The following is a 12,744-nucleotide window of genomic DNA, read 5'->3' as shown; positions in this document are numbered from 1 at the left end:
TTTCTTGTCAACTGTCAACTGACTTTCATTCATGTCGCGTACCATCAGGCATCACCGCACCCTTTAAATTCGCCCCTGCCAAATTAGTATCCAACAGCAAAGCATTTCTCAGATTAGCACCCTTCAAATTAGCACTTTCCAGATTAGCCATCCACAGATTAGCACCCTCCAAATTTGCCCCTTCCAAATCAGCGTTAACGAGAAAAATACCTTTCATAAAAGCACCTCTTAAGTTAGCAGTTCTCAAATTACTCCCTCCCAAATAAGCATCCTCTAAAAACGCATTTTCTAGATTGCTTCCCTCCAAATTTGCCCCGGCCAAATTGCTGCTTATCAGGTAAACCCCACCCAAATTTGCCTGTTTCAAGTTAGCGTTTACCAAATGCGCGCTCCACAAATTGGCATCTTTCAGGTTGGCTTTTTCTAAATTGACGCCTTCCAGAAAAACTTCGCTCAAATTTGCCTCGGAAAGATTGCAACCTTGACATTCCCTCGCTGTCAGCAATTGCCGGACTTGATGCTTGACTGACGAACGGTTCGCTGCGAAAATTATTAAACCTGTAGTTGCTAAGGCAATAATACTAAAAGTTGCCAGCCCGATCGCACTTACAATCTTACTTTGCCCCGCACCTCTAAACATCTGCTTCCAGCCCCTAAAAATATTTCGATAATTGTTCGTATTTATAACCTAGTTCCTTCCTTCCCCAGCCCCTATGAAAAAACAGTTTAAATTTAAATTCCTGACGATCGCACTTATTGTAAGCTTAGCAATAATCGGTGTCGGATGCGATCGCCTTTTCAAAAAACCCTTTCAACTTCCCGCCTCAGCCAAACAAGAACCCTGGCCAATTCAAACAGGCCTCCGATCAGCCATCGTCCGCGAAAATATACCAACAGTCAACCGCGTAGTTTTAGTACCCGACGAAGCCACCTTCTTAGCAGCAATCCAAAAATGGAATCTCAAAGGAAACTGGCCTATTCTCATCGAAGACAAAAAATATGCGCCCATGTTTTTGCAGCGCTTTCAACCAGAAGAAATAGTCCGTTTGCCAAGCATCAAACAGCAACTGCCAAAAAATCAAAAACTCCAGCAATTAATGCTGAACGCCGCAGCAGCAGCCTGGAATGCCACGGATACTCCAACCTTAAAAGCAAAATGGACGCAACTCGGCTGGGAACCCCCAGGAGTAGTAATCACAGCAGAAAACGACCCCGCACGCTCAGCAGCAGTTGCCTTAGCAGCCGCTCACGGCCAACCTTTAGTATTTCTAGAAGGCAACTTCGGGAAACCCAACGATACCCTCAATAACACACAGTGGAAAACTCTGCAACTAGCAGTTACAAAAGCTGTCGAATCAACCGGATATTTTTACTCTCAACTCGCAGACGCGATCGACACAATAACCATTGTACGCCAACTAGCAGTCAAATATCAATCTCCTGAAAAACCAGACGAACAACTAGCCGTTACCGACGGTTTGGGAAGGCACCCCAACGGCGAACGCTGGGCGGCTGTGGGCTGGATTTACGGTTCAGAGGTGCGATCGATCTATCAAGCCATGTGTGCCATATTTCTCGACAGCCAAACAGCCATGCTTTATGACAGTTACCCCAAGGAAGGAAATTGGGCAAAATATGAAATGGAGGAAGCAGCTAGCGGGCTAAAAACCATAGGTTTAAATGTCGAAGTAGTGCAGCAACCAGAATCTAGCCTGGAAAAGTGGAGGAGTTTAGCCTCAAAACCGTGGACATTTGACTTAATATTAATGAATTCCAAAGGCTATCCAAAATCCTTCCAAGTCGGCAACGGCGACGCTTCAGTTGAAGACTTACCAAAACTTCAATTTCCCGCAGCAATCCACATGATCCACAGTTGGTCAGCAGCAGCGCCCGATGACAAGAACACCGTTGCCGGAAGGTGGCTAGAGAATGGTGCTTACGCATATATTGGCAGCGTCAACGAACCTTTTTTATCGGCATTTATTCCACCTAAATTAATGGTCGATCGCCTAAAGCGAGGAGCACCCTTTTTAATCGCAGCACGCCAGCTAGAATCCCCACCCTGGAAAGTCGCCACCATCGGCGATCCGCTAATGTCGATCGCCAAACCCAGACCAAGAATCCCGCCCACTCAACAACCGATGTGATAGTATGCGCGAGCAAGGGATTTAAAATTGGAGATTTGAGATTTGTGGTTGTAAGGTAAAATCTCAAATCGCCCATTCTTTAATTTGAAAGTTGTTTTTCACGGAGTTATATGATATGACCCGTTCACTGATGCGATCGGCCTAATACCAATTTTTTATGAGGCCCCGTAGAATCTGATCACCCTGGCGCCCCCCGCCGGAGGGGGGGACAAGATTCTTCTCAAAGTCAACCCCTACTCCCCAACAATCAGGGGGAGTAGGGGGTATGCGAGGGGGATCGAGATATGTGCAACTTCACATTAAATTGGTATAAGCGGCCAAACTATAAATATAGTTAATTAGGATTATCGCGAGAGTGTATCTAAGTTTGAATGTAAGTGAGTATACAATCAGGCCAAATCCGCCGCTGCTCAGAATCAGTCATTCCATCCCAGCGGCCAGCCCAAAAAAATTACCCTAAAATACGCCTTAATTAAGTTGTCAATTCCCCTAAAATCACTCAAAATGAAAATAAGAAATAAATTGTAATAATTATATAACTTCTCACCGAAGAATTAACCGCTAAATGAGAGCCATCCCTCCTGTGGATCTGCCGCCACCCGGCCCAACCGCAGCAACTCCCCAAGCCTCCCGACTAAGCCCGCTATTCAACCGCCTGCACCCCAGCCCAGAAACCCTCCTGCTCATCCTCTCCCTAGTCATCGGGGGAGTTACGGGCGCAGGCGTCGTCACCTTTCACTACCTCATCCACTTCATCCACAGCGTAATGCTGGAAGACTTCATGGGGGCGATCGCCTCGAAAGGCTCTTGGACGCTAGCCTGCATTCCCACCCTCGGCGGAGTCATCATCGGGCTGATGCGGTGGCGATTTCGGGACTTTGGCCCGAATATGTCTTCCTTAATTGCAGCCACCCGCGGCCTGCAAGAACTCTCCCCCCTCAAACCCATCACCAAAATGGTGGCAGCCTCAGTTTCCCTCGGCACCGGCGCCTCCCTCGGCCCGGAAGCCCCCAGCGTCGAAATCGGCGCTAATTTTGGAATGCTGCTGGCTCAAGTTTTGCAGCTCTCGCCAGAACGGCAGCGCTTGCTCCTGGGCGCGGGTGCAGCAGCAGGTTTATCCGCCGGGTTTAACTCTCCCATCGCCGGAGTGTTCTTTGCCTTAGAAGTCGTGCTCGGCAGCACCTTCGCCACTTCCTCAGTCAGCGTTGTCTTGCTCTCCGCCGTAGTTTCCGCGCTCATCGCTCAAATCTGCTTGGGAGCTCAGCCGGCCTTTTCTTTGCCGATCTACGATGTCCGCAGCCCCCTAGAACTGCCTCTGTACATGGGATTGGGACTTTTAGCGAGCGGAGTGTCTCTAGCCTACACAGAAGCAATTCAATTAGCCGAGGCCTGTTTTCAAGGAAAAGTCCGAGGATTTGCTTGGCTCGGACGACTGCCCCGGCCGCTTCACCCGATCATCGGCGGGGCCGCAGTCGGCTTAGTCGCCCTGCAATTGCCTCAAATTTTGGGTGTCGGCTACGAAACAGTCCAAGCAATGCTCCAAGATGTTAAATTTTCCTTGCCTTTGCTACTGCTGCTGCTGTTTGTCAAACTGGCGATGACCGCAATCAGCCTCGGCAGCGGTTTAGTGGGCGGCATCTTCGCTCCGGCGATGTTTTTAGGAGCTTCCCTGGGTTCGGCTTACGGACTCTTTTTGGAAATGCTGCCGGCAATGAGCGATCGAGTCGCCGGCCCTGCAGCCTACGCAATGGTGGGAATGGCCGCCGTCCTCGCCGGCAGCGCCAGAGCACCGCTGACAGCCATCCTATTAATGTTTGAATTAACCCGCGATTACCGGATTGTCTTGCCTTTGATGGCAGCAGTCGGATTGAGCGTTTGGCTGGTGGAGTGGGTCAACCGCCGATCGACAGCCCACAGCCTCAACCTTCAGCAAATGGGCGTAGACGTGGCTGTCAATACACCGATCAAAGCCAGAGAACAGTTGCAAGATTGGGAAGATGTTCTGGGCGATCGCATCGTCACAGAACTGATTTCTTGCCAAATTCCCATTGAGGGCGAACACAGGGACGATGAGCCTGTGCTGGCGATCGCCAATGCACATTTGCCGGAAAATGTCAAACCATTACCTGAAACAAAATCAGCAGTTTGACTGCTCTCAAATCCCGTTGGTTCGTCACCAAACCGATCGCCTTAAAGCTAAATCTGACAACCATGATATTTATCAACCCTAAAACGGATTATGCCTTCAAAAAAATATTCGGTTCCTCAGAAAGCAAAGAGATTCTAATTAGCTTTCTCAACGCCTTAATTTATGAAGGAAATCCCACCATTCAAGAATTAGAAATTATCAACCAGAATCTGCCGAGGCAACTTGAAAGTTTAAAAGATACTTACCTCGATGTCACAGCCAAACTAGACGATGGCACCTTAGTCATTATTGAAATTCTAGTTCTCAACGTTCAATATTCTGGCAATCGGGTGTTGTACAATGCAGCCACAACCTACGCATTTCAATTGCAAAGAGGAGAAGGCTATCGAATGCTCAAGCCATTAATAGCTTTAACCATTACAGATTTTGAAATGTTTCGCAACAGCCCTAACTTAATTTCTAGATTTGTGTATAAAGAAGTTAAAAGCAATTTAAACTATCCCGAAGATGCCATGAATTTAGTCTTTATAGAATTACCTAAATTCCATAAAGAAGCAAGTCAACTAGAAACTTTGACAGATAAATGGATATATTTCATGAAATATGCCAGAATTCTCTCAGAAGTTCCCGAAACAATCGATAGCGTACCGGAAATCCACAAAGCATTCGATCTTGCCAATCAAGCCCGGTTAAGTCGGGAAGAAGTAGAAGTTTTGGAACGCAGGGAACAGTTTATTCACGATCAACAGGGGGTAATTATTAAAGCTGTTGAAGAAGCAAGACAGGCAGCAAGACAGGAAAGAATACGAAAAGAAACGCTAGTGATCGCCCGACAATTACTTTCACAGCTAGATAATGCCACGATCGCCCAAGTTACGGGGCTTAGCGTTGAGGATGTCCAAAATTTGCGATCGACCAATTCATAGTTTAAAGTGGGCGATCGTACCTTGAGCCGATCGCCCACCCTCAACCCCTCGACCTTGCAGATAGTGGCGCTACCCTCAAATCTGCTCTAAAATAATCAAAAATTATAAACAACAAGCCCAGAGGCGCTGAGGTGACTCCTAACGAGGGAACGGCAAACAGCGAAAGTCAGAAAATACCCGGCAAAACCCCCTTGGGTTCTAGTTACTACGGCTTGTTAGGGCTGCATCCTTCAGCCTCAGTAATCGAAATTCGGCGATCGTACCGGGAACTGAGCAAACTCTACCATCCCGATACCACCGAGCTGCCGCCCGCAGTCGCCACCGCCAAATTTCAGCAGCTCAACAACGCCTACGCCACCCTCAGCAACCCAGAACGTCGCCTCGCCTACGACCTCAAAATAGGCTATTCTCGCCAGAACGTGATTGGGCCACCTCCAGGCTTCAATACTCCGGTTTCGGGATCGGGCAAAAAAACTTACAACTCCGCTTACCTAGATCCCACGGATCGACCTCTTTCTCCCGGAGAAATGTTCGCTCTGTTTATCATGGGAGCTAGCTTAATCGGATGTTTGGTACTGGCGATCGCGATCGGCTTAATTCGCGGCAATTAAAGCCTCAAATCCCAAATCTCCAATCTAAAATCGGAAATCCTCAATCCGAAATCCCCAATCTAAAATCTAAAATCTAAAATCTAAAATCCCATGACTCTTCCTTCCGCCGACACTCCTTTGTACAACCATCCACTCCCGGAAATCGAGCAGTGGCTAAAAAGCCGCGGCTGCCAGCAAGATCGGCGAGAACTCCACTGCTGGCAGATCGATCGACCTACCTGGAAAGCAGAACTCTCCCTCGATATCGACCAACTCACCGTCCGCTACATCGATGCTGGAGCCGACGGCCAAGACATTCAGCGAGCATTCAAATACTCCCTCTCACGTCAGGACATTGAAGCTGCCGTTTTTTCGGGGCCGTAATTCGATTTTAGATTTGCGATTTTAGATTTTAGATAGGGAAATGATTTTAGATTGGGAAATACGGATAAAAACTCGCACTCTTTCTGTCTGTACATTCACCGACAATCCATCAATCTAAAATCTAAAATCGTTAGACTTTGCCAAATCGGCGGTTGCGTTGCTGATAAGTAGACAAAGCGCGGTGAAACTCCGATCGATCAAAATCCGGCCACAGCGTCTCAGTAATGTAAATTTCCGAATAAGCCATTTGCCATAGCAGAAAATTGCTCAACCGCATTTCCCCGCTCGTCCGGATCAGTAAATCCGGGTCACAAACATCAGCAGTATACAAATAGCGTTTAAATAAAACCTCATCAATCTCCTCCGGCTGCAACTTGCCCTCTTTCACCTGAGTGGCGATCGCCCGACAAGCTTGTACAATCTCCTGACGCCCCCCGTAATTCGTCGCCACCGTAAACAAAATCCCCTGATTGTGCTGAGTGGCCGTCACAGAACGCTCGATTTCCGCCTGCAAAGACTTCGGCAAAGCCTGCAAATTCCCCATAAATTGAATTTGCACGTCCTCGTCCACCATCTCCCGCAATTCTTGCCGCAACTTTCCCTCAAACAAACTCATTAAAAAATCCACCTCTCCAGCCGGCCGCCCCCAATTCTCCGTCGAAAAAGCATAGGCCGTTAAAGCTGGAATCCCCCAATCTTTGCAGCAGCGCAGCAGTTCCTTCAGAGTGCTAGCTCCTCGGCGGTGTCCCGCAATCCGCGGCAACCCCCTCTTCTTAGCCCAGCGCCCGTTCCCGTCCATAATCACTGCTATGTGCTTAGGCAGTAGTTCTTGTTGCAGATCCTCCGGCAACTTTTCCAAGCAAATTCCTTGACTCATGGTTTCTCCCGATTACCCGACTAACGGCGCAGTATCCGTTTTAATAGCGTCACTCCCTTCAATCCTATCTGGCGTCCGAGATTGCCGATCGGAATTGGAGCCACAACTCTTTCTCCCTCGGACGGAAACAGCTTTGCTTCCAGCAATTCCTTAAGTTTGTTGCTAGTCAAAGGTCGATTTAAAAGTCCCATCTGCGCCAGAGAAATAGAACCCGTTTCCTCGGACACCACCACGCACACGCAAGCTTGCACCCGTTCCGTAATCCCCATCGCCGCCCGGTGGCGGGTTCCCAACTGCCGCGACGCGGTGCGATCGGACAAAGGCAAAATTACCCCCGCCGACACGATCCGCGAACCTCGAACCAAAACAGCTCCGTCGTGCAGCAAAGTTTGCGGCTGAAAGATCGTCTGCAACAATTCTTTAGAAACTTCAGCATTTAGCTTTAATCCCGGCACAGAAAAATCCCGATCGTCGATCGGAGAATCTGTTTCTATAATTAGTAAAGCGCCCGTGCGGTTTTGCGAAAGTTCTTTTACTGCTTCCACAATTTCATCTATTACGCTGTCCGGTTCGGGATTTGGTCGGCGATCGCGTCCAAACAATTGCCGAAATTCCCCCCGACCCAATTGTTCCAGAAATCGGCGAAACTCCGACTGCAATATTACCGCCATTGCGACAGCCGAACCAGTCACCAAGCTGTTGAGGGCAACGTGCAACAGCCTCAATCCAGCCCAGTTGCTCACCGCCGCCGCCAGCATCAAAATGATAAATCCCCGTACCATCCACAGCGTTCTGCGCTCGCCAACAATGACGAGCACCAAATACGCAAGGGCAAAAACCAGTCCAATATCGATCCCTTGAATCAATAAGGACTGAACGAGGGGCAAGTTAAAGCCAGATTGTTGATTGTTCATGGTTCATCGAACGCTACCGCCTGTGAACCGCGAACCGTGATGCACTCGAACCCATGAACCATGAACAGTTGTTATAAGGAATATGCTGAAAATCCCCGTGTTTTTAGACCGGGAAGTGTCAATCCAATCGTGTGACTGAACAAGGCAAAAGTTAAAAGTGAAAAGGCAATCATCACTAAGTAAACATGGATTGTCTTTCTTTTAACTTTTAACTTTTAACTTCTAAGTTTTTACTTTGGAGCTCCGAGTCGTTCAGGAAGGCGGTCAAGCCTCAGCAAATCCTGGTAAGTTTCCCGCTGTATAATCGTGTTAACTTCCCCATTTCTCACTAAAACCGCTGCCGGTCGGGGTACTCGGTTGTAGTTAGAAGCCATGCTGTAATTGTATGCCCCTGTGGCCGTAACCGCGAGGACATCTCCGGCATGACACTCTGGCAATTTGGCATCTTTAATCAGAACATCGCCTGACTCGCAGTGTTTCCCAGCAATTGTCACTGTTTCCGTTAAGGGAGCAGACATTTTACCTGCTGCGAGGACTCGATAAACTGATTGATAGGTAATAGGACGCGGATTGTCCGACATCCCTCCATCCACAGCTAAATAAGTCCGCATTTCCGGAATGACTTTTTTAGAGCCAACGGTATAAGCTGTGACGCAGGCTGTACCGACGAGCGATCGACCCGGTTCGCAAAGCAATTTTGGTAATGGCAATTGCTGCCGCTCGCAAGCTGCTACCACTGCGGAGCAAATTGTACGAGCCCAATCTTCAATGCTGGGAGGATCGTCCGCTTCAGTATAGCGAATGCCCAACCCGCCGCCAATATTAATTTCTGTTGCTGGCAAACCATAACTCTGTGCTTTTGTCAAGGCCTGAATTATGACTTCAGCTAAATCGTCATGGGGTTGCAGTTCAAAAATCTGAGAGCCGATGTGAGCGTGCACTCCCACGCAAAATAACGACGGCTGTTGGCTGATGAAAGTAAATACTCGATCGAGCGAGTTGGGATCAAAGCCAAATTTACTGTCGATTTGACCCGTCTGAATGTACTCGTGGGTGTGACACTCAATTCCAGGAGTAAACCGCACCATAACTCGTGTCGGCTCACCTGTGAGGCTGCTGACACCGGATTCTCCCAACTCTGCTAGAGTCTCTAAATCCCGCCAATTGTCCGCTACGGTAATGCAGCCGCTTTCGACAGCTAGCTGCAGTTCCTCGCGGGACTTGTTGTTACCGTGGAAGTAGATTTTGTCGGGACTGACACCGGCTTGCAGTGCAGTGTAGATTTCTCCGGCGGATACGACATCTATCCCTAAACCTTCCGAAGCTGCGATCGCGCAAACTGCCAAACAACTCCAAGCTTTAGAAGCATAGAGCACTTGAGATTCGCCCGGATAGTAACGCTTAAAAGCATCCCGGTACTGGGTACAGGCCGCCCGCAGCGTTTCTTCGTCTAAAATATACAACGGCGAGCCAAATTGCTCCACCAAAGCTGTCACCTCGCAGCCTCCGATTTCCAACCGATCGCTGCTGTTAACACTGGCTGTCAGCGGTAACAGTTCTTGATTGGGCGATCGAGTTTGCAGGGCTTGTTGAGACTCAGACAGATACTTAAGTCCCGATTCCACCCCGAAAGATTGAGTTGATACCATCGCGCAATAACTATCCTTACGGTCTTTCCCAGTGTACAATTGACGGCAAGCAATTGGGTCAGTTGCCCCCAGATTCATTCCGCAAGCAGGCTGACTGACTGAGACTCGATCGAACTGGAGCATCCTTGCAGTGAGTAATTATCCAATCTAAAATCTCAAATCTAAAATTTAAAATCGGCTGTGCGTTTTCTACAAATTAAACATCTCGCGGCAGAACACCTCAACAGTGCAGTCGAACTCGATCGACTTTGTTTTGGCGGACTTTGGGCGATCGAAGGCTACAGGCGCGAGTTAGACAGTCCTAACAGTGATTTATTAGGTCTTTGGACATGGGAGGGGGCGGGCACGGGGGCACCGGCCCTACAGATTCGGGCGGACACGGGGGCACCGCCCCTACAGATTCGGGCGGGCACGGGGACACCGCCCCTACAGATTCGGGCGGGCACGGGGACACCGCCCCTACAGATTCGGGCGGGCACGGGGGCACCGCCCCTACAGATTCGGGCGGGCACGGGGGCACCGCCCCTACAGATTCCGCCAAATCTCATTGGTATCGGTTGTTTGTGGGCGATTTTAGAAGAAGCTCACATTATAATGCTGGCAATTCATCCTCAGTTTCAAGGTCAGGGTTTGGGACAAGCTCTGCTTTTGGCTTTGCTAAAATCGGCTTGTGACAGGCAATTAGAGCGATCGACTTTAGAGGTGCGGGATTCTAATTTAGCGGCAGTTTACCTGTACAAAAAGTTTGGTTTTAAAGAGGCTGGACGGCGCAAGCGATACTACGAAGACACTGGGGAAGATGCTCTGGTGATGTGGCGCAGCGGTCTGGAAAAACCGGAATTTCAGCGATATTTGGCGGATGAGAAACGGGAGATGTGCGATCGGCTGCATCAGAAAAACTGGCATTTGGCGATCGATAAATTTTGAGTTTAGAATGTAATTTGTTGGCTCTTCCGTACTTAGTGTGTTAAGTTTACTTAAATTTATCCTCAAGGCTTTGCTAAGTAAGGCTTTGAGATTATTTACATCGGCTTGCGCTGTTGAGCAACTTGCTCAACTGAGGGTGATTGCCTTGAAATCCCAGCCAGCTATGGTGTAGGACACCAGAAAACTAATAATTTGGCACACTAAGTACGGAAGAGCCAAAATAGTTTTCTTAGCTAAGTCATCTAAATTTTTCGCCTATCTACCTAAAGGCATAAATTCGGGAATTGAGTGCAGGCTTTGGGCTAATTTACTTGAAGCGCTATCTTCCCGCTCAGCAGCTTCCACAGCATACTCGTATCGGTAGGGATATAGCGTCAGGTTGTGGAAGCTGCGTACCAGCTTCGTGTCATAAATCGATCGAGTATCTGCTCCATATCCTCAAAGTTTTCGATAAAAAACTCCACCTCATAGATAATTGCAGTCTCATCATAGGATGTAGTTTTGCTCTCTGGTTCGGGTTCGGCTAATATTCCTTGTGCTGATTTGTATTAAAGATTCCTAATCTAGTTTCTTATTGGCCAGGCAAGATCCCTGCCCAATAATCACAATCTGTGAGAACCCGCTCTGAACATTCTACTTGTATATCGATCGACCTTCGATCTGGCTGTTCAGATTTTGATGATGGCTAAAGTATTCTTCAAGGATATTTTGGCAGGATGTTGCAACTACCTTTGCGTTGTCTAGTTTTGTCAATTCTTCAGTTGTTATGCCTAGACTATGCACTGAATTTTTGTAATGATATTCCTCTACACAGATAGTGTAGTGAGCATCGGCTTGTACGGGCTGTCCCTTAATGCTCAAAGATTCAAGCTGACTTTGAGCATCACTGTAAACTGCCTGAACACCTTTGCTGACCTGAAAACAACAACTTTCACCGGGTATTCTGTTTTCCAGTCTCATAATATGTGCGAAAATCTGGGTGAGCTGTAGGCCTGTAACTTTAAGTTTATAAAGTACATCGTCGTAAGGAAAAACTTCTTTAAGATCGCTCAGTGTAACTAGCGGGCCTAATTTTGTTTTACGGATTGAACCGCTTCCGATCAGAGCTACATCCAACAACATATCGAGTTGGGCAACAATATCAACGATTAAGTTACCTAATTCCGTTTCTTCTTCACGATTAGGATGCGTCAGTTTATGGGCTAATCGTCCAATTAGTCGATTATATTTGCGATCGACCTCTTCTTGGAAAGTCGCAATCAGCTTTTCGATTTCGGGATCTGCCTGGGCCAGATTATTATCTACAGGCAGGAGTTGCCACTTCCATTCAACGATGCTGTTAGTATCATCATCTACTACAATATCGAAACGTCCTATTTGGTCTGTGCCAATTCCAGCTTGTGCGATCAGAATATTGTTAACTTCGGCAGGGTGTTCTAAAAATGTATGAGAGTGTCCGCCAAGAATCATATCCACACCCCATTCTGGGTTGAGCAACGCCGCTAGTTTTTTATCCTCTTCAAAACCGATGTGAGTTAGCAGAATTGTTAGATCAATGTCCTCGTTTTTGTAGGCGTCGCAAATTTTACCAACTTCTGAAGCGGCATCTTCAAGACTTAGAAATGTGCTAATACTGAGATCGCGTTTTAAGGACTTAAGAACTTCTTCAGTTACAATTCCGATGAACATAATATCGAATCCATCTACATTGAGGATGACATATGGATTCATCAAGCGTTTATTGTACTTTGTGATATACAAGTTGGCATTCACGATTGGAAAATTTGCCATCTTTTCCAAGAATAGTAAGTGAGGCAACCCATAATCCAATTCGTGATTCCCCAGAGTCACTACATCTGGAGCGAGGTAATTCATAATCTCTATGGTTGAAATACCTCTATATTCCTTATCAATCAGAGAACCCTGCACCATGTCACCTGAAATGACAAAAAGCACGTTTTTCTCTTCCTGGCGTACTTTATTGATATAGCCGGAAAGGAGGGACACTCCACCTATCAGATGACCCTCTTCACCCCCAGCCTCTGCCAGAAAGTCTCCGTGCATATCATTGGAATGCAAAATCGTAAATTTTTTAAACCGCTCTGTGGTCGTCATGATCTTTTACCTTTGTGAAACTAACAGGTTGAATTTTGCTCAGTTACTATCTGTTGTTATAGCTAG

General features: G+C 47.6%; 11 protein-coding genes. 6 read left to right on the top strand and 5 right to left on the bottom strand.

Annotation, left to right across the window (positions count from 1 at the left end; all coding sequences use genetic code 11):
- Positions 1–25 precede the first annotated feature (25 nt).
- Positions 26–640: a pentapeptide repeat-containing protein gene (locus QUB04_RS03135; protein ID WP_333280854.1), complete on the bottom strand. Its 615-nt coding sequence runs from the start codon at positions 638–640 to the stop codon at positions 26–28.
- Positions 641–713: 73 nt separating this feature from the next.
- On the opposite strand from QUB04_RS03135, the gene QUB04_RS03130 reads away from it, so the two are divergent.
- The 5 genes from QUB04_RS03130 (at position 714) to QUB04_RS03110 (ending at position 6,196) form a co-directional block, all read left to right on the top strand.
- Positions 714–2,147: a hypothetical protein gene (locus tag QUB04_RS03130; RefSeq protein ID WP_333280851.1), complete on the top strand. Its 1,434-nt coding sequence runs from the start codon at positions 714–716 to the stop codon at positions 2,145–2,147.
- Positions 2,148–2,712: 565 nt separating this feature from the next.
- Positions 2,713–4,296 carry a chloride channel protein gene (locus QUB04_RS03125; RefSeq protein WP_333280847.1) on the top strand — a complete coding sequence of 528 codons (1,584 nt, stop codon included), beginning with the start codon at positions 2,713–2,715 and terminating at the stop codon, positions 4,294–4,296.
- A 62-nt stretch (positions 4,297–4,358) separates the two neighbouring features.
- The gene (locus QUB04_RS03120) at positions 4,359–5,222 is read left to right on the top strand and encodes an Rpn family recombination-promoting nuclease/putative transposase (RefSeq protein WP_333281023.1); all 864 of its coding nucleotides are present in this window, start codon (positions 4,359–4,361) and stop codon (positions 5,220–5,222) included.
- Between the two features lie 131 nt (positions 5,223–5,353).
- On the top strand, positions 5,354–5,833 hold the full coding sequence (locus QUB04_RS03115; protein WP_333280844.1) for a J domain-containing protein: 480 nt from the start codon (positions 5,354–5,356) through the stop codon (positions 5,831–5,833).
- Positions 5,834–5,923: 90 nt separating this feature from the next.
- Positions 5,924–6,196 (top strand): DUF3143 domain-containing protein, encoded by a 273-nt coding sequence (locus QUB04_RS03110; RefSeq protein ID WP_333102291.1) that lies wholly within the window; start codon positions 5,924–5,926, stop codon positions 6,194–6,196.
- Positions 6,197–6,326: 130 nt separating this feature from the next.
- On the opposite strand, the gene QUB04_RS03105 is transcribed toward QUB04_RS03110, so the two are convergent.
- The 3 genes from QUB04_RS03105 to lysA all read right to left on the bottom strand — a co-directional run bounded on the left by QUB04_RS03105 (position 6,327) and on the right by lysA (position 9,636).
- Positions 6,327–7,073 carry an isoprenyl transferase gene (locus tag QUB04_RS03105; protein WP_333098652.1) on the bottom strand — a complete coding sequence of 249 codons (747 nt, stop codon included), beginning with the start codon at positions 7,071–7,073 and terminating at the stop codon, positions 6,327–6,329.
- 20 nt (positions 7,074–7,093) lie between these two features.
- Positions 7,094–7,987, bottom strand: a complete 894-nt coding sequence (gene cdaA / locus QUB04_RS03100) for a diadenylate cyclase CdaA (protein ID WP_333280840.1) — start codon at positions 7,985–7,987, stop codon at positions 7,094–7,096.
- A 230-nt stretch (positions 7,988–8,217) separates the two neighbouring features.
- Positions 8,218–9,636, bottom strand: coding sequence for a diaminopimelate decarboxylase (lysA, locus tag QUB04_RS03095; protein ID WP_333281019.1), 1,419 nt, complete (start codon positions 9,634–9,636; stop codon positions 8,218–8,220).
- Between the two features lie 180 nt (positions 9,637–9,816).
- Between lysA and rimI the strand changes: the two genes are divergently transcribed.
- Positions 9,817–10,563: a ribosomal protein S18-alanine N-acetyltransferase gene (gene rimI, locus QUB04_RS03090; RefSeq protein WP_333280836.1), complete on the top strand. Its 747-nt coding sequence runs from the start codon at positions 9,817–9,819 to the stop codon at positions 10,561–10,563.
- Between the two features lie 633 nt (positions 10,564–11,196).
- Here rimI and QUB04_RS03085 read toward each other — a convergent pair.
- Positions 11,197–12,678 (bottom strand): bifunctional UDP-sugar hydrolase/5'-nucleotidase, encoded by a 1,482-nt coding sequence (locus QUB04_RS03085; protein WP_333280833.1) that lies wholly within the window; start codon positions 12,676–12,678, stop codon positions 11,197–11,199.
- Positions 12,679–12,744 lie beyond the last annotated feature (66 nt).

The sequence above is a fragment of the Microcoleus sp. D2_18a_B4 genome (genome assembly GCF_036702475.1).
Classification (GTDB): Bacteria; Cyanobacteriota; Cyanobacteriia; order Cyanobacteriales; family Microcoleaceae; genus Microcoleus.
The sequence above is the reverse complement of the archived record's forward strand: the minus strand, read 5'-3'. Positions and strand labels throughout refer to the sequence as shown.